Raw genomic sequence first — 21,735 nt, 5'->3', positions numbered from 1 at the left:
CATGGATCGGGGCCCGGAGGTCTTCCTCCGGGCCCCGATCCCGTCCGGCGAGGCGATCGGCGGCCGGACCGCGGCGACCGTGCCGGCGGCCCGTGCTGACCGCCCGTGCCGGCGTGTGGTTCCTTGGCCCGCCCTTCGCCTGAAATGTCCGGTCAGACCTTTTCAGGGCCTCCGCTTCGTCTCCATGCGTCTTCACACCCTGAGCGGAGTGTGACGTTGCTCCTTCGTTAAGTGGTTCTGCTTGACGACGACGGCCGCCGCCGCGTTGGCTTCTCAGATATCCGGGTCACCAATGCCGCACCCCGGTCCGCAACGCCTCGAAACGCACCTGAAGTGAGCACCCGAAAATGCGTCGTATCGCCATAGCTGTCGTCGCCTCCGCGATGTCCCTCTCGCTCGCCGGGTGCGGGATGCTGGGGGCCTCGGAGAAGACCGGCAGCGCGACACCGACCCGGAGCAACGCGATCACGGTGGGCGTGCTGATGCCGGAGGAGACGAACACCCGGTACGCGGAGTTCGACTACCCGATCATCAAGAAGAAGGTCGCGGAGCTCACGGACAACCAGGGCCGGACCGACTACGCCAACGCCGCCTCGGACGAGAAGACCCAGGACCGGCAGATGCAGAAGATGATCGACGACAAGGTCGACATCATCCTGCTCGACGCCGTCGACGCGAAGGCGATCGCGCCCATGGTGAAGAAGGCCAAGGAGGCGAAGATCCCGGTCATCGCCTACGACCGCCTCGCCCAGGGCCCGATCGACGCGTACGTCTCCTTCGACAACGAGCTCGTCGGCGAGGTGCAGGGACGCAGCCTCGTCGAGGCCATCCCGAACGCGAACGTCTCCGACAAGATCGTCATGGTGAACGGCTCGCCCGCGGACCCGAACGCCGGTCAGTTCAAGGCGGGCGCGCTCAGCGAGATCAACGGGCGGGTCACGATCGCGAAGTCGTACGACACCGACAAGTGGAGCCCCGAGGTCGCCCAGGCCAACATGACGAAGGCGATCGAGGCGATCGGCAAGTCCAACATCGCCGGCGTCTACTCCGCCAACGACGCCATGGCCGGCGGCATCATCAAGGCCCTCGAGGCGTCGGGCGTCAAGGACACCGACCTGCCTCCGATCACCGGTCAGGACGCCGAACTGCCCGCCGTGCAGCGGATCATCAGCGGCGAGCAGTTCATGAGCGTCTACAAGCCCTACCCGGCGATGGCCGAGGCCGCCGCCGAGGCCGCCGTCGCCAAGGTCCAGGGACGTGACCTCCAGTTCGAGGCCCTCACCCGCGACACGGTCGACAGCCCGACCGACAAGGGCATTCCGGCCAAGCTGGTCACGGTGGTCGCGCTGACGAAGAAGAACATCCAGCAGACGGTCATCGCCGACGGCATCTACAAGGCGTCCGACATCTGCACCGCCAAGTACAAGTCCGCCTGCCAGGCCCTGAACCTGATCTGAGGCCTCGGCGGACACCCGCCCGCACCACAGCGGCGGCCCCACGCGAAGACCCCGGCGACAAGATCACCGGCCCGGCGCCTACCGCGCCGGGCCGGTGTTCGCTTTCCCCCGTCGTCCCCCGTCGCCCCCCTCGGGCTGCCCGGCCGGACTCCCCCGTGGCCCGGCCGGGGCGGTCGCCTCTCCCCCGCGTGCCGAGCACCCGGGGGGAAGCGGAATCAACGATGCACCGCCACGGGCGTCCTGCACCACCGTCAGCTTGTTGCAACGCGAGGGGAGGAGGCTGGGAGAAAATCGCACAGACAGGTGGTTTTTCCAGCCTCGGACCGGAGGAGCCGTGTTGCGGACCCGGTCCGGGCCGCGCATAGTTGCGCTCCGGAAGCGGCGTACGGCGGGGGTGGGATGCGCGATGGCCAGGCACGGGGCGCAGGAGCATCCACACGGCGCCGACCGACTCTGCGAGGCCGGGGACCGCGTGTACTCCCGGGCCGTACGGCGCGGCCGGGTGGCGCGCACCGACTCCGAGGCGGTCCCCTGCCTCCTGGAGCTGGCCCTTCTGCACCCCGACCCCGACGACATGGAGTGGCTGGTGCCGACCTCCCCGCAGGAGGTCATGACCCGTCTGCTGCGCGGAGTCTACGACGAGGTGAGCGCAAGTCAACGGCGGATGGGCTCGGCGGTCGCCGCCTTCGAGTGGTATGCCGGTCTGGGCGGTCCCGCGCGCGGCACGAGCACCGGCGAGGGCGCGGCGATCCGCGTCCTGGACGGCGCCTCGCGCATCCAGGCCGCCCTCGACGCGGCGACCGAGGCGTGCACGACCGAGGTCCTCACCGTGCAGCCCGGCGGCATCCGGCGTGAGCACGAGCTGTCGGAGGGTCTGCACCGCGCGCTGGAGCTGCGCGGCCGCGGCGTGCGCATGCGGGACCTCTACAACCACGTCGCCCGGCACGGCCAGGGCCTGCTCAACTACCTGGAGCTGATGGGCGACACGGTCGAGGCACGCACCCTGGACGAGGTCATCGACCGGCTGATCCTCTTCGACCGGACGGTCGCCTTCATCCCCGCCAACACCGACCGCACCATGGCCCTGGAGCTGCGTCACCCGGCTCTGATCTCCTACCTGGTGACGGTCTTCGAGCGGCTCTGGCGGCTGGCCGTCCCGCTGACCGCTCCGCTCCCGGACACCCGTATCGAGGGCATCTCGCACCGCGAGCAGTCCATCGCCGCGCTGCTGGCGGAGGGCCATCAGGACGCGGTGATCGCCGAGCGGCTCGGCATCAGCGTCCGCACCTGCCGGGCCCACATCGCCCGCCTCTCGGAGACGCTGGGTGCTGCGAGCCGGACCCAACTGGGCGTGCGCATCGCCCAGGTGGGCCTCGACCGCCCGTCGGAAGAGGGCGAGGGGGCGCCGCGGGCGAGCGGGCCGGACGCGCCGACGCGGCCTGCGAGCCCGCCGCACGGGTCGGCGGAGACGACCCCGCCGGCCTCTGCGGCAGGCTCTGCGGCCGGCGCTCCGCCGGGCTCTGCGGCGGATGCGGATGCGGGTGCGCCGGGCGGCACGGCGGACGCTGCGACGGGGACGGGTGTGCCGGGCGGTACGGCGGGCTCTGCGGGGAGTGCGTCGGGCGGTACTGCGGACGCTGCGACGGGGGCGGGTGTGCCGGGCGGTACGGCGGAGAGGGACGCCTCCGTCGGCGTCCCCGCGCCGGGATCCGGCCCTTCCGCCGCCCCGGCCCCGTCCTAGCGGCCTGCCGCCATCGGCCCCGCCGTTCCTTGGGTTCGCCTGGGCGGCCTGCTGCCGTCGGCCTCGTCGGCTCCACTTCGTCAGGGCCGCCTGCTGCCATCGGCCCCGCCGGTCCTTCGGTTCGACGGCCCGCTGCCGTCGGTCCCGCGATCCTCGGCCCGGCAAAGCCACCCGCCACCACCGGCCCGTCGCGCCCCCGGGCGGCGCTTGCCCCTGCGGGTCGGCGGGCCGCCGCTGCGGCGGCCGGTCCGTGGCTCTCTGCGGGCTGGGTGTCGGCCGTTGCGGCGGGTCTGTGGCTCTCTGAAGGGTCTGCGTGGGTCTGCGTGGCGGCCGCTGTTCCGGCGGGCCTGCGGCCCCTCACGGGCCGCCTCGCGGGGTGTCTCACCGGCCGCTTGACGGGCCGCCTCGCGGGGGTACTTCACGAGCTGCCACGCCGGGTGCCTCACCCGCTGCCTCGTGGCTAGCGGTCCGGTCGTGGGTCCGGGGCCTCCTCCTGCTCGGGCGGTTGGGTCCGGCTCCGGCGCTGGTCCCGGTCGAGGATCCCCGACTGCCCGATGAGATAGCCGAGTTGGGCGCGGCTCTCGCTGCCGAGGGTGGCGGCGAGCTTGGCGATGTGGACGCGCGCGGTGCGGATGTTCATGCCGAGGCGGTCGGCGATGACGGCGTCGGTGTGGCCCTCGACGAGCAGGGCGGCGATGGCCTGCTGCCGGGGCGTGACGCCGCCCCGGGACAGCCGGTGGACCGCCTGCGGGTACATCGGCAGGGCCAGCCGCCAGAGCCGGTCGAACGTGGTGGTGAAGTACGTGAGGAGGGCGGGGTGGCGGACCTCCAGGGCCAGTCGGCCGTCCTCGCCGGCGGGGATGAAGGCGACGGCGCCGTCGATGACGATGAGGCGGTCGGTGACCTCGTCGAGGGTGCGGGCCTCGGCGTCCCCCCGGAGCTGCTCGTACCGTGCCAGCACCAGCGGCTGGTGGCGCTGGGTGTGCTGGTAGAGGGTGCGGATGCGGCAGCCCCGGTCGAGCAGCGCCTGGTCGCGGTCCATCGCGACGGGCTGGGCCCGCTCGCCGCGCGGGCCGCTGTAGTGGACGTGCGGCTGGATGCAGAGCACCTCCCTCGTCGCCTCGGCCATCGCCTCGGTGATGGCCGAGTTGATCCGCTCCGTGCCGCTGAGGACCCGCAGCGAGGCGGGGTCGGTGGGCGCGGCGCTCTGCCCGCCGATGTGCATCAGGGGCGCGAAGAGCGTCGACAGCTGCTCCTCACGGCGTCGTTCCTCGGCGATCCGGGCCCCCGAGGCGCGCAGCAGCCGGTGCAGGGCGACGGCCGGGGCCACGGGCTCGAGTTGGGCGAGGTCGTCCACGGTGGGGTGGAGCAGGCCGTGGGAGAGCAGGCACGGGGCCGCCGTCTCGGCCTCCTCGGTCTTGACGCGTCCGCAGCGGAGGGCCTGCTGGTAGAGCCGCGTGCCGGCGGCGCAGAGGTCCTCCACGCCGTGGTCGTGGTGCGGCGGCGCGCTCACTGCGGTGCTCCCTGTGGGCCGTACCGGTGCTCCGGTGTCGTCATGCATGACCTTTGTTCTGCGGACGGGTCAGGGCTGCTGCTTGAGGATTCCCGACTGGGCGATGAGGAAGCCGAGTTGTGCGCGGCTGCCGCTGCCCAGCGCGGTGGCGAGCTTGGCGATGTGGGCACGGCAGGTACGTACGTTCATGCCCAGCCGGCGGGCGATCGCCTCGTCGACGTGCCCCTCGACGAGGAGCTTGGCGATGGAGTGCTGGATTTCCGTGATGCCGTCGGGAGCGGTCTCGTAGGGGGCGCCGGTGGCCAGCGGGACCGCGCGGCCCCACATGAACTCGAAGACCTTGATCAGGTAGCGGACGAGCCCGGGGTGCCGGAGCTCGAGGGCGACCTGGCCGTCGTCCCGGGTCGGGATGAAGGCCACGGTCTCGTCGCAGATGATCAGCCGCTCCACGAGTTCGTCGATGGTGCGGTACTCCACCTTGCCGTCGGTGAACTGCGAGACGTAGGCCAGCGTCTCGGGGCTGTAGCGGGCCGTGTGCTGGTAGAGCGTCCGGATGCGGCAGCCGCGTTCGATCAGCGGGCGGTCGCGTTCGAGCCCCTGCACGAGGGTGTGCTCGAGGCGGCGCCGGCTCGGCTGGACGGTGAGCATCTCGGTCTGGCACTGGGACGTGGCCAGGTCGAGCGCCGCGTTGATCCGGTCGACGCCCTCCAGCACCGTGATGGAATGCGTGGTCGGCGTCGGCTGGGCGCTGAGGGTCATGAACGGCTCGAAAGCGTCGGCGAGTTCCACCGACAGCCGTCGGCGCTGGGTGATCTCGCGCTCGATCGGGTTGAGCAGCTGGGACAGGGCGATCGACGGGGGCACCGGACGGAGCCAGTTCGCGTCGTCGGGGTCCGCGTGGAGCAGGGCGAACTCCATCAGACACGGAGCAGGCTCCACGTCCGCACGGGCTACCCGGCCCGTCCGAAGAGCGTTCCCATAGAGACGGCGACCTTCCTCGCACAGCTCAGTCGTCGCATGAGGATGTGTCGGCTTTGCCTCATTTTTCGTCAAATCTCCACCCCCCAGGGTCCTGAACGTGCAGGAACATGATGCATCGATTGTGTGGCCATGACGTGCCCGAATGGGCCATCGTCGTAGTCGACGGGGGAGAGGTGACCTTCAAATGAGGACGAAGCCGACTATGCATAAGAGAATGCTTCGCTCGGCGCTCGCCGCCGCCTTCTCCGCCGCCTTGGCCTTCGGAGCTCTGAGCGGCCTCGCGGGGACGACGGGCGACACGGCGGGCGACAATACGTGGAGTCCCGGTGCCGGCGCCGTCGTGACGGCCGGTGACAGCACCTGGGACACTCCGGCGGACAGCACGTGGTCCGCCGCCGCCGACAGCACCTGGGTCGCTCCGGCCGACAGCACGTGGTCCGCGCCCGCCGACAGCACCTGGGTCGTCACGGCGGCGGCGCTGGGCGACAGCACGTGGATCACGCCTCGCGACAGCACGTGGGCCGCCGAGTCATGACCACGCCACCCGACGACCGCTCCTTCCGCCGCGAGATGGCCACCGCCTACCGCTCCGGCTGGCACTTCATCGACCTGGTCACCGCCATCCCCCACAGTGGTGACTCGTTGATGGTGACGGTGTTCGGCGAGCCGGTGGTGGTGACCCGCGACGAGGACGAGGACGTACGGGCCTACCGGTGCCTGCGCAAGCCACGAGGGGCGCCGCAGCCCGTGCGGTGCGCCATCCGGTACGGAATGATCTTTGTGAATCTGGATCAGCGTGACCACAGGCTGGTGGAGCCCGAGGCTCTGCCCCTGAAGACCATCTCAGCCACCCCCCGCAGTGCCTGACGCGATTCCCCCGTCGTAACAGATCGCTCAGGTGCTTCCCCCCCGCAGCGGCGTCACCGTGACCTGAACACGGTGACGCCGCTGCAGTTTCCGGGGATATCTCCGGGTATGCGCTCGCTTGATCCTTGGCTGGAAATCGACGGGTTCGGTTTCGGTCACCCGGCCGCACCGGCCCCTCCGGTCGCCGCGGCCACGCCCCTCCCGTCAGGGGCGGGCGCGCCCCTCCCGTCCGGGTCAGCCGCGTCCCATCGCCCGGGTCAGCTCGATCTCGATCACCACGCGCGAGGGGTTGGGCCTCGGCTCGCGTCCGTAGCGCTGCGCGTACCGGCGTTCCGCCTCCGCGACCCGCTCCCGGTCCGTGCGGACGAACGCCAGCCCCTCCAGCGTCGCCCAGCGCCGCCCCTCCATCTGGCACACCGCGACCCGCGCCCCGGCCGGCTCCGCCGCCAGGACGTTGCGCACCTTCCTGCTCGCCCCGTCGGCGATGACCCGGGCGAGGCGGTGCTCGGGGTCGTAGGTGACGCCGACCGGCACCACGTGCGGACTGCCGTCCGGGCGCGACGTCGTCAGCGTGCACAGGTGTCGCTCGCGCCAGAAGGCGAGGTACGGCGCGTCCGGCGCGCCCGGGTCCTGGGGAGGTGCTGCCATGCCAGGGAACCTACTGCCTCCCGGTTGCGCGCGGCGCACCAGGGGAACACGGGAGAACGAGAGCGCACCTTGAGCGGAATAGACTCAACTTTGTGTACGCTGACTGAGTCAGTACCGGGAGAGTGCTGACGCAAGGAGGAGACAGCGAACGTGGACGCCGAGCTGACCAACCGGAGCCGGGACGCGATCAACGCGGCCAGCAGCAGGGCCGTGTCCGAAGGGCACGCCGACCTCACCCCCGCCCACCTGCTGCTCGCGCTGCTGCAGGGCCAGGACAACGAGAACATCATCGACCTGCTCGCGGCGGTGGACGCCGACCAGGCCGCCGTCCGGGCCGGGGCCGAGAAGGTGCTCGGCTCGCTGCCCAGCGTGGCCGGTTCCACCGTCGCGCCCCCGCAGCCCAACCGCGACATGCTGGCCGTCGTCGCCGACGCGCAGAGCCGCGCCCGCGACCTGGGCGACGACTACCTGTCCACCGAGCACCTGCTCCTCGGCGTCGCCGCCAAGGGCGGTCCGGCAGCCGAGGTGCTCACCCGGCAGGGCGCGACCGCGAAGAAGCTCCAGGAGGCCTTCCAGAAGGCCCGCGGCGGACGCCGGGTGACCAGCGCCGACCCCGAGGGCCAGTACAAGGCCCTGGAGAAGTTCGGCACGGACTTCACCGCCGCCGCCCGCGAGGGCAAGCTCGACCCGGTCATCGGCCGGGACACCGAGATCCGGCGCGTCGTGCAGGTGCTGTCCCGCCGCACCAAGAACAACCCCGTCCTCATCGGCGAGCCCGGCGTCGGCAAGACCGCCGTCGTCGAGGGCCTCGCCCAGCGGATCGTCAAGGGAGACGTGCCCGAGTCCCTCAAGGACAAGCGGCTCGTCGCCCTCGACCTCGGCGCGATGGTCGCCGGCGCGAAGTACCGGGGCGAGTTCGAGGAGCGGCTGAAGACCGTCCTCGCCGAGATCAAGGACTCCGACGGGCAGATCATCACCTTCATCGACGAGCTGCACACGGTCGTCGGCGCGGGCGCCGGCGGCGACTCCGCCATGGACGCCGGCAACATGCTCAAGCCGATGCTCGCGCGCGGCGAGCTGCGCATGGTGGGCGCCACCACGCTCGACGAGTACCGCGAGCGGATCGAGAAGGACCCGGCGCTGGAGCGCCGCTTCCAGCAGGTGCTGGTGGCCGAGCCGACCGTCGAGGACACCATCGCCATCCTGCGCGGACTCAAGGGCCGCTACGAGGCCCACCACAAGGTGCAGATCGCGGACGCGGCGCTGGTCGCCGCCGCCACCCTCTCCGACCGGTACATCACCTCCCGCTTCCTCCCCGACAAGGCCATCGACCTCGTCGACGAGGCCGCCTCCCGCCTGCGCATGGAGATCGACTCCTCGCCGGTCGAGATCGACGAGCTCCAGCGGTCCGTGGACCGGCTGAAGATGGAGGAGCTGGCCCTCAGCAAGGAGACCGACGCCGCCTCCCGCGAGCGCCTGGAGAAGCTGCGCCGAGACCTCGCCGACCGCGAGGAGGAGCTGCGCGGGCTCACGGCCCGCTGGGAGAAGGAGAAGCAGTCCCTCAACCGGGTCGGCTCGCTGAAGGAGAAGCTCGACGACCTGCGCGGGCAGGCCGAGCGCGCCCAGCGCGACGGCGACTTCGACACCGCCAGCAAGCTGCTGTACGGCGAGATCCCCGCCCTGGAGCGCGATCTGGAGGCCGCGTCCGAGGCCGAGGAGGAGGCCGCGAAGGACACCATGGTCAAGGAGGAGGTCGGCTCGGACGACATCGCCGACGTCGTCGCCTCCTGGACCGGCATCCCGGCCGGCCGCCTCCTCGAGGGCGAGACGCAGAAACTGCTCCGCATGGAGGACGAGCTCGGCAGGCGGCTCATCGGCCAGGCGGAGGCGGTCCAGGCGGTCTCCGACGCCGTGCGGCGCTCCCGCGCCGGCATCGCCGACCCCGACCGCCCCACCGGCTCCTTCCTCTTCCTCGGCCCGACCGGCGTCGGCAAGACCGAGCTGGCCAAGGCCCTCGCCGACTTCCTCTTCGACGACGAGCGGGCCATGATCCGCATCGACATGTCGGAGTACGGCGAGAAGCACAGCGTCGCCCGCCTCGTCGGCGCGCCGCCCGGGTACGTCGGCTACGAGGAGGGCGGCCAGCTCACCGAGGCGGTGCGCAGGCGCCCGTACAGCGTGGTCCTGCTGGACGAGGTGGAGAAGGCGCACCCGGAGGTCTTCGACGTCCTGCTCCAGGTCCTCGACGACGGCCGGCTGACCGACGGCCAGGGACGCACCGTCGACTTCCGCAACACCATCCTGGTGCTGACCTCCAACCTGGGCAGCCAGTACCTCGTCGACCCGCTGTCCACCGAGACGCAGAAGAAGGAACAGGTCCTGGAGGTCGTGCGGGCGTCCTTCAAGCCGGAGTTCCTCAACCGGCTCGACGACCTGGTCGTCTTCTCGGCGCTGAACAAGACCGAGCTCGGCCGGATCGCCCGCCTGCAGATCGACCGCCTGGCCAAGCGGCTCGCCGAGCGCCGGCTCACCCTGGAGGTCACCGACGCGGCCCTCGCCTGGCTCGCCGACGAGGGCAACGACCCGGCGTACGGCGCCCGGCCGCTGCGCCGCCTGGTCCAGACGGCCATCGGCGACCGGCTGGCCAAGGAGATCCTGGCGGGCGAGGTCAAGGACGGCGACACGGTCCGCGTCGACGCCTTCGGCGAGGGCCTGATCGTCGGCCCCACGACGGGCAAGACGCTGTAGGGCACCCAGGTCACGTCGTGAACGCCGAGTACCGCACCCGCGCGGTCTCGGCGTTCTCGTACGTCACGTTCACATTGACGTAGTACGCGTCCACGCCCGGGCGCTCGGTGACGTCGAGCTGGAAGCAGTAGTCCACGCCGGAGCCGCATGCCTCGGTGCCCGGGCCGCCCGGCCGGGGCGCCTCGGGGTAGGCGCCCGTCAGCCAGGCGCTCACGCCCCCGCGAGGCATGCGGAAGTCGGCCTGATAGTTCGTGTCCAGCCAAGACTGCACCGTGCACGTCGCGTCCCGGACGTCGGCCGGCAGCTCGGCCCCGCCGAAGGCCAGCGCCTCGGCGCAGGACACGCCCTTCAGACGGGTCCCGTCCGCCTCCTCGTCGTCGCTCAGCACCCAGACGCCGACCAGCACCAGCAGGCCGGCCACGAGCAGCGCCGGAAGGGCCAGGATCGCCGCCACCAGACCCCACCTGGTCCGGCCCGCCGACTCCGCCGGCCCCGGCCGCACGTCCGCCCCGGGCCGCTCGCCCGTGTCGTTTCGCCCGTTCTTCGCCACGTGATCCCCCTCCATCCGTCACCGCCCCTTGGTACGACAGGCCGGATCATGTCAGCTCAGGGCTGACAGCCCCGGCGGGGCTTGCCACCCCCCTCCCCGCATGGGGGAGGATGGCAGGATCCGTACGAAGGGAAAATCACGGTGAGCATCGACCCGTCCTCGATTCCGAACTTCGGGGGCCAGCCAGAGCCGGAGCCCCAGGGTGGACCGGCGGGCCCCGTCGTCCCGGATCAGGACCTCGTGAAGCAGCTCCTCGACCAGATGGAGCTGAAGTACGTCGTCGACGACGAGGGTGACCTCGCGGCGCCGTGGGAGGAGTTCCGTACGTACTTCATGTTCCGCGGCGAGGGGGACCAGGCGGTCTACTCGGTGCGGACGTTCTTCGACCGGGCCCACAAGATCGACGACAAGGCGCAGCTGCTCGAGTCGATCGACGACTGGAACCGCCGCACCCTGTGGCCGAAGGTCTACACCCACACCCACGACGACGGCACCGTCCGCCTCATCGGCGAGGCGCAGCTGCTGATCGGCGCCGGGGTCAACATCGAGCTGTTCGTCTCCTCGACGGTGAGCTGGGTGCGCGCGGCCATCGAGTTCGACAAGTGGCTCGTGGAGCAGCTGGGCCTGGAGTCGGCCGTCGACGAGGCCGACGAGAAGCCCGAGGACGGCGCCGAGGGCGCCGAGTAGCACCGCCGACCTCCTGCACGCCGAGCGGGCGCCCCTCCACACCCTGTGGACGGACGCCCGCTCGTGTGTCCACGCTCGGTCAGGAGGCGAACGGGGTGGCTCCGGCCTTCGTCACGAGGCGCCACAGGTGGTCGGCGGTGCCGTTGTCGTCCCACTGCAGTGTCGGGGCCCCGGACGCGGTGGACATGTTCTCGACGCCAAGGACCATGCCGCTGTTCTTGTTGACGATCTTGCAGTAGCCGTCGCCTGCGGGCGCCAGCGACCACAGGTGGTCGGCGGTGAGCGTGTCGCCCCACTGGAGCGCGACGGCGCCGGCTGTCTTCGAGGCGCCGCTGACGCCGAGCACCTGGCCGCTGTTGGTGTTGAAGATCTTGTAGTAGCCGTTCTCGGCGGGCACGACCTTCCACCAGTGGTTGGCCGTGTCGTCGGCCGACTGCTGCTGTGCGGCGCCTCCCGCCGCGATGGAGGAGTCGGAGATGCCGAGCTCCAGGCCGCTGTTCTTGTTGACGATCTTCACGGCGGGGGTCTCCGGGTACCAGGACTCCAGCTCGGTGACGCCGACGAACTTGCCGGGCTGCGGTGTGAAGACGACCCGGAACCGGGACGTCGTGACCGTCGGGAACGTCACCTCGTTCGCGTCGTCGGCGACCGGTGTGGCCGGGCTCCTGGTCTGGCCCGGGACGTCGACCCACGAGCCGTCGTCGAAGTACTGCACGGTGTAGCCCGCCGGGACGCGGATGTTCGCGCCGTCGTCGTACGTGTAGAACCTGACCTCGTTGATCTTGCGCGGCGCGCCGAAGTCGACGCCGAGGTGGTCGGTGGCGTTCGGCGAACCGGAGTTGGTCCACCGGTCGTCGGGGATCTTGTCGTAGCGGATCCAGCCGTCGGTGGCCCGCAGCGGGGCGTCGAACGTGGTGGCCTTGCAGGTCTGGCCGCTGTGGCAGTGCGGGCCGTTGGAGACGGTGTTGGTGTAGGAGGCGAAGGCCTTCGGGAAGGGCTGGGTGACGGCGCGGCCCAGCCAGTCCTGCTCGGCGGTGAGGGGGTTGGCGGCCACGTTCATCATCCGCGTGGCGGGCGCCGGGGTGACCGGCGCGGCGACCCTCACCGTGGTGTTGCCGATCGTCGAGGACTGATGGATGCGCACGCCGTCCTGGAAGACCTGCAGTCCGCTGCCCTTGCCGTAGTGCGAGCCGTCCCGGTCCCAGCGGATCGAGTAGGTGTGCCCGTGGTAGGGCAGGCTCTCCACCGCGAAGAAGTCCCAGTTCGACGGGACCAGCGGCTTCAGCACCAGCGTGTCGTCCGCCTGCGGTCTGATGCCCAGCAGGCCGGTGAGCACGAGGTCGTTGAAGCTGGAGTGGTTGTAGTTCTCGCTGAAGTTGAAGCCGTCGTAGATCCATTCGCCGGTGTCGCCGTCGGCGGCCTCGGCGATGTAGGGCTTGCCGTCCTTGTGCTGGAGGTCTGCGAACTGGGACAGCAGGGTCTGGTAGTCGGCCTTGGTGATGTCGTTCTGGGCTGGGTAGTCCTGGAGCAGGTTCGCCAGACCGGTGAGGACCTGGCTCGTCTGGTAGGGCCAGCTCGGGCCGTTCCAGTGGCAGCAGTTGGCGTCGTCGCGCTTCTGCTCGGCCGGTATCGCCTCGTAGTTGAAGTACGGGTTCGCCGTGATCCGGTCCAACTCGGCGAAGCCCGTGCCCTTGGTGAACTTCAGCGTGTTGGCGCCGGCCTTCATCGGGACCTGCACGGTCACGGACTTCGACTCCGCGAACTGGCCCCAACTGCCGCCGGGCGCATAGCTGACGGTGACAGGATTGGCGGTATCGCCGTTCACGACGACCTTGTGGGTCGAGGTGGTGGAGGTGGCGTTGGCGTAGTGGACCGTCACCGGGTACGTGCCGTTGCCGGGCGCGTCCACGGTGAAGGTGACCGCGCTGTCGTCGAAGTCGATCTGCCCGATGTACTGGCCGTTCGACGCCGACGACGAGTTGAACAGGTTGGCGTGGGTGCGAGGGGCCTGCTCCGCCTCGAAGTCGTGCACCCGCTCCAGGGTCGTCGGCCCGAACGGCGCCTTGAACCGCTTGGCGTCCGTCAGGTGCTTCCACGCCGAGGAGTACTGCGCATCCGGCAGGTTGAACGCCCAGGGCGCGTAGCCCATCAGCTCCCGCCAGGTCGTCCTGGTCTGCTTCAGGGCGCCGTTGGTGCCGTCCGTGTTGTAGACCTGCATGAAGAACTTGCGCTGCGGATCCCAGAGGGAGTTCTGCACGGCGGCCTTGAGCTGTGCGGCCTTCGCGGCGTAGTCGTTCGCGGTCGCCGAGTCCCCGGTCATCGTGGCGATCTCGCTGATCGCCTGGGCGGCGGCGAACATGTAGGCGTTGATCGTGGGCCGGTAACCGCGCCCGCCGCCGAACCAGTCGCTGCTGTGCATCGACGTCTCGGTGTACTCCGTGGCGTCGGACAGCGGGGACTGGTGATACAGGTCGCTGGCGGACTGCGTGCCGTTCACGGTGACGTTGTCGTCGAAGTTGCCGTCCCACCGCTTGTACAGGGCGATGAGCTGCGGGAGTTGGGACTTGATCTGCGCGGCGTCCCCGGTGACGAGGAAGCGCTGGTAGGCCGCGCTCGTGATCCACTCGCTGAAGTTCCGTACGCCGGAGTTGCCCGCCCCGCGCAGCCAGAAGTCGAGGTAGTCACCCGCGTAGTCGCGGTTGCGCAGCCAGCGTCCGTCCAGCAGGTGGTACCCGGTCGCGTCCGGGAGCGCGGTGTACGGGTTCCCGGCGTAGCCGATCGGCACGTCGTACTCGGTGGACACGTAACCCGTGCCCGGCACGGTGTACCGCAGCGCCCGCTTGTAGGTGCTCCACCGGTAGTAGTAGACGTCGTCGATGTCGTCGTCGGGGGTGTCGACGAACGGGATGTTGTCCTTGTACCACTGCCGCTCGTCGAGCTGGTTGGCGGCGAGGATCGCGTCCTTGTCGAGGGCGACGGCGGCGGGGTCGTCGGCCGCCTGGGCGGGGGCCGCACCGGGACCCCCCGTCAGCAGGGCCATGGACAGCGTCGAGCCGCACAGTACTGCCAGCAGGCGAGTGCCGGGTCTGGATCGGTGGCGCATAGCGGTGTCTCCCATCGGGCATTCATGCGGGAAACCCGCTGTTCGATTTATCGAACGTCGTTCGAAATCTTGCGCGACGGTATTGACGAAACACCGTCAAGTCAAGAGTTCTGTCAGGGCCGACGGCGACCGCCTTCGGGATGGCGGCGACACCCGCCTGCTCCAGGCCCGTCCCGAGCGGAGTCGGGCAGCCGCATGGCCTCGGCGACGGCGTACTGGAGGGGGCCGGAGGCGACATAGGTCAGGTACTGAGTCGCGGAGCGCACGGCGGTGACGCGCGGCCGGCCGGTCCTCAGGTCGCATACCTCGGACGGGTGTGGCAGGAGGTCTACGCGCACCTGATCGTTCACCATGCCACCCGCGGCCTACTGGACGAAGCCGCCCAGACTGCACCGCAGTACCGCCGAGCGGACCTCGTTCACCCGGGTCCTGCGCTCGCAGGTGTCGGTCACTCGCGGCTGCACCCTCGACGTCCGTGCTGCCCCCACCGATTTCCCCATGTGGCAACCGGTTTCACGCCGCCTTTTTCGGATGAGTACGAGTACTCAGACGCCGTGGTGGCCGATACGGATGGGGCACGTGATGTAGGGGCGTTACGGTACTTCTCGATCCCGCGTTGCGGTCACAACAGATTCACGTCCGCTCGGCGGCGCACGATCAGGACGCGGGGAGGAACCACGCATGGCGTGGGATGAGTGGGAGCAGCTCAAGGCCGTAGCGGTCGAGCGGCAGGCCACGCAGATGCAGCTCAACCATGTGCCAGCCGACCTGGGAGGCGGCGGCACGAGTAACTCCGCTACTCCTGCTGGCAAGTTGAGGTCGGACAAGGCGGCATGGACCAAGGCGGGGGAGGACGTCGGGTCCTTGCGAGAGGACCTTGGCAAGGCGTCGGTGAAGATGGATTCGGGCCAGACGGGTCTCGGGAAGGGAACCGGGTGCCTGACCGCGGCGGCCCAGCAGGATGTGTACGAGTCCTGGAAGCGCTACGTCAAGGACGTGGGCGAGGTGTGTGACGGGCTTGCCGGTGTACTGGAGAAGGCGGGTAACGACCAGTTACGGACGGATCAGGCCATCGAGGCCGAGATCGCCAAGCTGAAGACCGAGTACTACGAGGACGCACCCTCCGGCGGTCAGGCCAAGGGGCGGTGACCCTGACGTGGACCACCTGACGCTCAAGGCGCTCACGCCGACCGAGTACACGGAGGCGGCTGACGGGTACCGCGCGATCAGCGGCTCGGCCGACGCCGCCATGGGCCGCATTGACAAACAGATCACCGCAGCCATGCGGAAGGCCAACGAGGGTGAGGCCGCGGGCGCGGCACTCAAGCAGCTGCGGAAGCTGTCGGAGAACTTTCATTACACCCATGTCGAGTGAGGCCTGATCACTGGAGCTCTCGACGGCTTCTCGTCCGAGATCACCGCCCCCAAACGGCGCTTGACTGAAGCACTGGACGATGCGGCAGCGCTGGCATACACCGTCAATGCGGACGGCGCCGTCGCATATCCCGCCGGCGGTAAGAACGAGCTCACCGGTGAGCCGATCCCTGGCGGGAAAGTCATGGGCAACAACGGCTTGATCACCGGAAACGACACAGGATTTCAAGCACCCGGGCTGGTGCCGAACAATCCGGAGTTCAAGAACCCGAACCCGCACCATGCCAAGGCCGTGGACATCGCCGACCGCATCGCCCACGCCGTACGGGAAGCGCAGGAGATCGACGATCGGTACAGCAGGGCGCTGAACAAGCTCAAGGCGGCGCCGGGGCTGAATGTCGACACCAAAACATGGGCGGACGTAGCATCAGATGTCGATGCTGTGAGCTCAGCGGCCAGCAAATACCTCCAGGATCATATCCCGTTGGACAAGTCGCCGGCCGACCGCAAAGAGTGGTGGGACAGCCTCAGCAATGAGGAGCGTGAGGAGTACAAGGCGGCCTTCCCAGAAATCATCGGCAACTTGGACGGGATCCCGTCCACGGTCCGTGACGAGGTCAACCGGGAGAACATCCACCTCCTCATAGCGCAGTTGGAGGGCCAGCCCGGAGAGGCGTCCAAAGAAAAACTCGAAGGACTGAAGGGCATACAGACGAAGCTCAATTCGGGAAGCCAGCCGCCCATGTTTCTTCTGGGTATCGGTCTCGAAGGAAACGGGAGGGCGATCGTCGCGTACGGGAACCCTGACACCTCGAAGAACGTGTCAGCCTACGTGCCTGGCCTGGGAACCAAGCTCGACGCCGGATTCGCCGACGGCACGGTGAAGCGAGCCTTCTCCACCGCGCAGGGCGCCCAGAAGTTCGATCCCTCCTCATCCGCGATCGTATGGCTCGGCTACGACGCGCCCCAATCGATCGACGTGATGACGACGGCCGACGCCGAGCGAGGCGCCCCCGCCTACAACAGTTTCATGAGTGGAATCTCGGCCACCAACGAGAACGCAGATCCCCATGTCACCGCCATCGGTCATTCCTACGGTTCGCGACTGGTGGGCGCCGCCACGCAGGAGGCGGGCGGGATCGCAGGCGCCGATGACATCATCCTCGTAGGAAGTCCCGGTGTCGGCGTGGACAAGGCGGAGGACCTCGGCGTGGGCAAGGAGCACGTCTGGGTGGGCGCGGCTGAGAATGACATCGTCACCAAGCTCCCTTCCTCGAAAGAGGCCACTGCAGGGACCATGGGGTTCTTCGGGGGCGGCCCGCTCGGCGCGTACCTGGCCGGCGACCTCGCCGACCAGGGTGACGACGACGTCTGGTTCGGCAAGGACCCGGCGAGCAAAGCGTTCGGGGCCAACCGGTTCCAGACCCTGCCCGGACCGGAGCTGGCGCAGCCTTCGTTCCCCGAGGTGTGGAACTCGACCCTGGATATCGAGGCTCACAGCAACTACTTCTCCCCGGAGGAAGGGAAGGACAAGGTTTCTGCGCGGAACATCGCTGCCATCGTCGCAGGGCAGCCGGGATACGTCGTGAGGGAGACGCCACGATGAGGGCGAGGGGTGCGGCGGCGGCTGCCGCGCTGGTGCTGGTTCTCTCCGGATGCGGCGCGGCAGGCGGCGCGTCGACGAGCAAGGAAAGTCGGTCGAAGATGAACCTGCAGGAGGCCGCTGACAGGGCTGACGCGATTCTGGACGAGGCGTTCGCGGCCATCAAGCCCCCAGTTCAGTGGACGCACCTGTACTCCATGCCGGGTGACTGCTACGTGGACCGTGACCGTTCCGTCATGACGGTCATCTCCGCCGAACGGCGCGGCAGCTTCCTCGGCGTCCTGGAGCGTCACTGGAAGAGCAGGGGTTACCAGCTCGTCGCCACGAGTCCGAACGGCCTGGCGGCGAATTTCGAGACTCAGGACGGGTACCAGCTGGAGGTTCTGATCGGGCCGAACGGCCAGGCCCATCTGAGCGTCACCACCCCGTGCGTGGAGAAGTCCGAGGTGGCTCAGCCGACGAGCAAGCCGAACGGCCCCGACTACTCGAGGGAGAAGCTGCCGGAGCCGAACGTGCGGTCCGCGTTCTGGTCGAGCACGACGCCCCTGTCCAGCTGACGGATGGGCGACGTCCGGAGGTCGGAACGACCGGGAGGTGCCCGCCCTCGACTCGCTCAGGCCTCCCTGTTCGTCAGCGTCGCCAGTGGGCGAATGCCTTGCGCAGCCGTTCCGTCGCGTCCGCCAGGACCTGCGTGCGCTTGCAGAAGGCGAAGCGGACGAACGGGGCGCCCGCGTCGCGGTGGTCGTAGAAGACCGCGTTGGGGATGGCGACGACGCCCGCGCGCTCGGGCAGGGCGCGGCAGAAGGCGACGCCGTCGGTCTCGCCGAGGGGGCGGATGTCGGTGGTGACGAAGTAGGTGCCGGTCGGTGCGAACACCCCGAAGCCCGCGTCCGTCAGCCCCGCGGCCAGCAGGTCCCGCTTGGCCCGCATGTCCTCGCGGAAGCCGTCGAAGTACGCGTCCGGCAGGCTCAGGGCCTCGGCGACCGCGTACTGGAAAGGGCCGGAGGACACGTACGTCAGGAACTGCTTGGCCGCGCGGACCGCCGACACGAGAGCGGGCGCCGCCGTGACCCAGGCGACTCCTCGTTCGCGCACTCATTCGCATGAGGGCCCACAGGGCTACACCCCCGAGCGACAGCGTGCTGTTGTGTACACATGGGACACTTGGTACCCTTGGGTGCATGACACAGCCCATGCCCATAGAGTCGATCCGTGATGTCCGGGCACACCTGGCCGAGGTCGTGGAGCGGGCCGACCGGGACGACGTACCTACCGTCATCACCCGGCGCGGCAAGCAGGTCGCCGCCGTGGTGTCCATCGAGGTGCTGCGCAAATACCAGGAGTGGGAAGAGCGCGAGATCAACCGGATCATCGACGAGCGCATGACCAACCCGGCACCCGGCATCCCGATCGAGGACATCATGAGGGAGACGCTGGCGCGCAGTGAGTGAGTACCGCACCGTCTTCCGAGCCGAGGCTCAGGCCGAACTCCGCAAGGTGCCGCGAGACATGGCCCTCCGCATTTTGGCCAAGTTGACCGAGCTGGAGAGCGACCCGATGGGGTTCAACACCACGGCCCTCGTCTCCCAGCCCGACCGGCGCCGCCTACGGGTAGGCGACTACCGCGTGATCTACACAATCGACAACGGCGAGCTGGTGGTGTGGGTCGTACACGTCGGGCATCGCTCCACCGTCTACGACACCTGAGCACTGAGAGCGGAGACCGCGCAGGAAGGGCGACGTGCAGTTTCGTGTCGCCGAAGCGCTCGCCGGCATTGTGGCCATGCGTCGCGATGGTGTCTGCTGACACGGGACTCCTCCGGTGCGGGGCTGAGGTACGCGGAGGAGCCCAGACCGTACGGCTGTTACGCGGCCAGCGACTTGAGCCGGGATGCCGCCTCCTCCAACACGCTGGTCCGTTTGCAGAAAGCAAATCGAACAAAGGGTGCGCCTTGCTCGCGGTGGTCGTAGAAGACCTCGTTCGGGATGGCGACCACCCCGCAGCGTTCCGGCAGGGCGCGGCAGAAGGCAGAGCCGTCGCTCTCGCCGAGGGGGCGGATGTCGGTGGTGACGAAGTAGGTGCCGGCGGGGCGGAAGACGGAGAAGCCCGCCTCCGTGAGGCCCGCCGCCAGCAGGTCCCGCTTGGCCAGCATGTCCGCGCGGAAGGCGTCGAAGTAGCTGTCGGGCAGCGCGAGGGCCTCGGCGACCGCGTACTGGAACGGCCCCGACGCCACGTACGTCAGGAACTGCTTGGCCGCGCGGACCGCTGAGACGAGAGCAGGCGCCGCCGTGACCCAGCCGACCTTCCAGCCGGTGAAGGAGAACGTCTTGCCGGCCGAGCCGATCGTGACCGTGCGCTCCCGCATCCCGGGCAGCGTCGCCGCCGGCACGTGTGCGGCCCCGTCGAAGACCAGGTGCTCGTAGACCTCGTCCGTGACGACGAGCAGGTCCCGTTCCACCGCCAGCTCGGCGATCGCGGTCAGCTCCTCGCGGGTGAGGACCGTGCCGGTCGGGTTGTGCGGGGTGTTGATCAGCAGCAGCCGCGTGCGGTCGGTCACCGCGCCGCGCAGCTCGTCCAGGTCGAGGCAGAAGCGCCCCTGCCCGGCGTCGGGGCGCAGCGTCACCGGCACGCGCGTGGCGCCGGCCATCGCGATGCAGGCCGCGTAGGAGTCGTAGTACGGCTCGAGGGCGATCACCTCGTCGCCGGGCTCGAGCAGGGCGAGCAGCGAGGCGGCGATGGCCTCCGTGGCGCCCGCCGTGACCAGGACCTCCGTGTCCGGGTCGAAGGAGAGGCCGTACCGTCGGCGCTGGTGGTCGGCGATCGCGGTGCGCAGCTCGGGCACGCCCGGGCCCGGCGGGTACTGGTTGCCGCGCCCGTCCCGCAGCGCCCGCACGGCCGCCTCCCGGACCTCCTCGGGGCCGTCCGTGTCGGGGAAGCCCTGGCCCAGGTTGATCGAGCCGGTCGTCGTGGCGAGGGCGGACATCTCGGCGAAGATCGTCGTCCCGAACTCGGCGAGACGGCGGTTGAGGAAGGGGCGCGCGGGAGAGGTCATGGCCGTCATCCTGCGCCGAAGCTCTGGAGTTCCTCAACTCCGCTTTGGTTGTGTGTCGGGGCGGGCATCCCCCGTTCACGCGGCGCTCGGGCGCCGCGCGAGGCGCCCACGGGGGGCCGCTTCGGGGGACAGGGAAGGAGGGTGACGCCATGTTCTTCGGCATCGTCCTGGCGGTGATCGTGATCGGTTTCGTGGTGGCCGTGGCGGCCAACGCGAGCAGGCGCAGCTCCGCGCGGTCCTATCGCGGCGGCAGGTCGCGCGGCAGCGGCTCCTCCAGCGGCTCCGGCAGCTGGTGGGCGGGCGGCGCGGCCGGCGGGAGCAGCGCCTCCTGCAGTTCCGGCAGTTCCGGCAGTTCCGGCGGGCACCACGGGGGCCATCACGGGGGGCACTCGTGCGGCGGCTCTTCCTCGTCCTGCGGCGGCAGCTCGTCCTGTGGCGGCGGATCGTCCTGCGGCGGGGGCGGCGGATGCGGCGGAGGCAGCTGACACGGGGCAGCTGAGCTCCCCGCGGGGGGAGCCGCATCCGGACCGCGGGGCCCGACCGACCACGGGCTCCGCGGTCACACCATGTGCCCGGGGCGGGAGCGAACGGCATGTGCCCGGCCCGCCTGGGCGTACGCCCTGGTTGAACAGTTGAGCTGTGGAGCCCCCCGAGGGATGGAAACCCCACGAAGTTGGGTAAAAACGCTGTGGCGGCACCACACTTCATGATTCCCTCTAAAACACCGACACAGCCCCTCACACCTTCGGGCGTCCCGAGCGGACGACCTCCCCAGACCGGGCTGGCCGGGACGGTTCCCGGTGTCGACCGGGGTGCGCCGGACCTTTCCTCCTTTTCTTTGCGTCTCCGCGGAGCCGATCCATGCTCACGACCCTGAACACCTCCTACACCGACACGCGCGCGGCCGATCTCGCCTGGGCCCTGGGGCGTGAACCGCTGCCCGCCCTCGCCACCCTCGACCTCGAACTGAACGGCGCCAAGCTTCAGTTGAGACTGCTCGGTGCGTCGCACCAGGTGCTGCTCGAAGAGGAGGAGGCCAGTTGTTCGGAGACGGTGGCCTGCATCCCCGGCAGCAGCACCCCGCTCCCGCTGGGCGTCGCCAAGCGGGTCGGCGGCTGGGAGTACGAGTTCGCGGCGCGCGTCGAGGAGCTCACGCCGGACCAGTTCGCGGGCCGCGCCCAGGAGCTTCTGGCGCTCGTCTCCGAGCATCCGCACGGTCTGGTCGGCGTCTTCCCCGGCAGCCCGCACGCCTTCACCGCCCTGCTCGCCCAGCGCCACGAGGGCCACGTCCACTGGCGCACCTGGCACGCGTATCCGCAGGACGGGCAGCTGGTCGCGACGAGAACGCGGGTGGGCGTGCGGGTGCCGGTGGGCAGCGAGACGCCGTCCGGCGGGTGACCCGTGGATCGG

19 protein-coding genes and 2 pseudogenes are annotated in these 21,735 nt (G+C 69.7%); 14 read left to right on the top strand and 7 right to left on the bottom strand.

All coding sequences use genetic code 11. The features are described from left to right. The first annotated feature begins 347 nt into the window (after positions 1-347). Positions 348-1,457: a sugar ABC transporter substrate-binding protein gene (locus ABT300_RS08775; protein ID WP_351673488.1), complete on the top strand. Its 1,110-nt coding sequence runs from the start codon at positions 348-350 to the stop codon at positions 1,455-1,457. Between the two features lie 406 nt (positions 1,458-1,863). Beyond that, positions 1,864-2,844: pseudogene (locus ABT300_RS08770) on the top strand (helix-turn-helix transcriptional regulator); the annotation flags it as partial. Positions 2,845-3,658: 814 nt separating this feature from the next. Here the strand turns inward: ABT300_RS08770 and ABT300_RS08765 are convergent. Beyond that, complete coding sequence (locus tag ABT300_RS08765; RefSeq protein ID WP_351673486.1) at positions 3,659-4,711, bottom strand: helix-turn-helix transcriptional regulator; 1,053 nt, start codon at positions 4,709-4,711, stop codon at positions 3,659-3,661. 69 nt (positions 4,712-4,780) lie between these two features. After that, on the bottom strand, positions 4,781-5,629 hold the full coding sequence (locus ABT300_RS08760; RefSeq protein WP_319275994.1) for a helix-turn-helix transcriptional regulator: 849 nt from the start codon (positions 5,627-5,629) through the stop codon (positions 4,781-4,783). A 277-nt stretch (positions 5,630-5,906) separates the two neighbouring features. Between ABT300_RS08760 and ABT300_RS08755 the strand changes: the two genes are divergently transcribed. Then, a complete protein-coding gene (locus ABT300_RS08755; protein ID WP_351673484.1) occupies positions 5,907-6,227 on the top strand; it encodes a hypothetical protein in 321 nt (106 codons plus the stop codon). After that, positions 6,224-6,559, top strand: a complete 336-nt coding sequence (locus ABT300_RS08750; protein ID WP_057577939.1) for a Rieske (2Fe-2S) protein — start codon at positions 6,224-6,226, stop codon at positions 6,557-6,559. Before ABT300_RS08755 ends, ABT300_RS08750 begins: the two co-directional genes overlap by 4 nt. Positions 6,560-6,793: 234 nt before the next feature. Here the strand turns inward: ABT300_RS08750 and ABT300_RS08745 are convergent, their stop codons facing one another. Then, positions 6,794-7,207, bottom strand: coding sequence for a pyridoxamine 5'-phosphate oxidase family protein (locus ABT300_RS08745; protein WP_306950295.1), 414 nt, complete (start codon positions 7,205-7,207; stop codon positions 6,794-6,796). 150 nt (positions 7,208-7,357) lie between these two features. Between ABT300_RS08745 and clpB the strand changes: the two genes are divergently transcribed. Then, positions 7,358-9,955 carry an ATP-dependent chaperone ClpB gene (gene clpB, locus ABT300_RS08740; protein WP_351673481.1) on the top strand — a complete coding sequence of 866 codons (2,598 nt, stop codon included), beginning with the start codon at positions 7,358-7,360 and terminating at the stop codon, positions 9,953-9,955. Positions 9,956-9,965: 10 nt separating this feature from the next. Here clpB and ABT300_RS08735 read toward each other — a convergent pair whose 3' ends face one another. Then, positions 9,966-10,505 (bottom strand): hypothetical protein, encoded by a 540-nt coding sequence (locus ABT300_RS08735; protein WP_351673479.1) that lies wholly within the window; start codon positions 10,503-10,505, stop codon positions 9,966-9,968. A gap of 141 nt (positions 10,506-10,646) precedes the next feature. Between ABT300_RS08735 and ABT300_RS08730 the strand changes: the two genes are divergently transcribed. Continuing rightward, positions 10,647-11,192: a YbjN domain-containing protein gene (locus ABT300_RS08730; protein WP_351673477.1), complete on the top strand. Its 546-nt coding sequence runs from the start codon at positions 10,647-10,649 to the stop codon at positions 11,190-11,192. A 79-nt stretch (positions 11,193-11,271) separates the two neighbouring features. On the opposite strand, the gene ABT300_RS08725 is transcribed toward ABT300_RS08730, so the two are convergent. After that, positions 11,272-14,310: an MGH1-like glycoside hydrolase domain-containing protein gene (locus ABT300_RS08725; protein ID WP_351673475.1), complete on the bottom strand. Its 3,039-nt coding sequence runs from the start codon at positions 14,308-14,310 to the stop codon at positions 11,272-11,274. A gap of 666 nt (positions 14,311-14,976) precedes the next feature. On the opposite strand from ABT300_RS08725, the gene ABT300_RS08720 reads away from it, so the two are divergent. The 4 genes from ABT300_RS08720 (at position 14,977) to ABT300_RS08705 (ending at position 17,829) form a co-directional block, all read left to right on the top strand. Then, positions 14,977-15,444, top strand: a complete 468-nt coding sequence (locus tag ABT300_RS08720) for a hypothetical protein (RefSeq protein WP_351673473.1) — start codon at positions 14,977-14,979, stop codon at positions 15,442-15,444. Positions 15,445-15,451: 7 nt separating this feature from the next. Continuing rightward, positions 15,452-15,670: a hypothetical protein gene (locus ABT300_RS08715; protein ID WP_351673471.1), complete on the top strand. Its 219-nt coding sequence runs from the start codon at positions 15,452-15,454 to the stop codon at positions 15,668-15,670. A 60-nt stretch (positions 15,671-15,730) separates the two neighbouring features. Next, positions 15,731-17,275: an alpha/beta hydrolase gene (locus ABT300_RS08710; protein WP_351673469.1), complete on the top strand. Its 1,545-nt coding sequence runs from the start codon at positions 15,731-15,733 to the stop codon at positions 17,273-17,275. Positions 17,276-17,373: 98 nt separating this feature from the next. Continuing rightward, the gene (locus ABT300_RS08705) at positions 17,374-17,829 is read left to right on the top strand and encodes a hypothetical protein (protein WP_351673467.1); all 456 of its coding nucleotides are present in this window, start codon (positions 17,374-17,376) and stop codon (positions 17,827-17,829) included. A gap of 73 nt (positions 17,830-17,902) precedes the next feature. Here ABT300_RS08705 and ABT300_RS08700 read toward each other — a convergent pair. Continuing rightward, positions 17,903-18,352 (bottom strand): annotated as a pseudogene (locus tag ABT300_RS08700) (aminotransferase class I/II-fold pyridoxal phosphate-dependent enzyme); the annotation flags it as partial. Between the two features lie 101 nt (positions 18,353-18,453). Here ABT300_RS08700 and ABT300_RS08695 point away from each other — a divergent pair. Together ABT300_RS08695 and ABT300_RS08690 are read left to right on the top strand one after the other, a co-directional pair. Continuing rightward, the gene (locus ABT300_RS08695; RefSeq protein WP_005483715.1) at positions 18,454-18,723 is read left to right on the top strand and encodes a type II toxin-antitoxin system Phd/YefM family antitoxin; all 270 of its coding nucleotides are present in this window, start codon (positions 18,454-18,456) and stop codon (positions 18,721-18,723) included. Next, positions 18,716-18,979, top strand: coding sequence for a type II toxin-antitoxin system RelE family toxin (locus ABT300_RS08690; RefSeq protein ID WP_045558184.1), 264 nt, complete (start codon positions 18,716-18,718; stop codon positions 18,977-18,979). The genes ABT300_RS08695 and ABT300_RS08690 overlap by 8 nt, the downstream gene beginning before the upstream one ends. A gap of 158 nt (positions 18,980-19,137) precedes the next feature. On the opposite strand, the gene ABT300_RS08685 is transcribed toward ABT300_RS08690, so the two are convergent. After that, a complete protein-coding gene (locus ABT300_RS08685) occupies positions 19,138-20,334 on the bottom strand; it encodes a pyridoxal phosphate-dependent aminotransferase (RefSeq protein ID WP_351673464.1) in 1,197 nt (398 codons plus the stop codon). Between the two features lie 140 nt (positions 20,335-20,474). Here ABT300_RS08685 and ABT300_RS08680 point away from each other — a divergent pair, with 140 nt between their 5' ends. Both ABT300_RS08680 and ABT300_RS08675 read left to right on the top strand, forming a co-directional pair. Then, the gene (locus ABT300_RS08680) at positions 20,475-20,810 is read left to right on the top strand and encodes a hypothetical protein (RefSeq protein ID WP_351673462.1); all 336 of its coding nucleotides are present in this window, start codon (positions 20,475-20,477) and stop codon (positions 20,808-20,810) included. 376 nt (positions 20,811-21,186) lie between these two features. Further along, on the top strand, positions 21,187-21,723 hold the full coding sequence (locus ABT300_RS08675; protein WP_351673460.1) for a DUF2617 family protein: 537 nt from the start codon (positions 21,187-21,189) through the stop codon (positions 21,721-21,723). Positions 21,724-21,735: the final 12 nt, after the last annotated feature.

Source organism: Streptomyces sp. NPDC001027, assembly GCF_040299045.1.
Taxonomy (GTDB): Bacteria; Actinomycetota; Actinomycetes; order Streptomycetales; family Streptomycetaceae; genus Streptomyces.
This window is presented reverse-complemented; position numbering and strand designations above follow the sequence as displayed.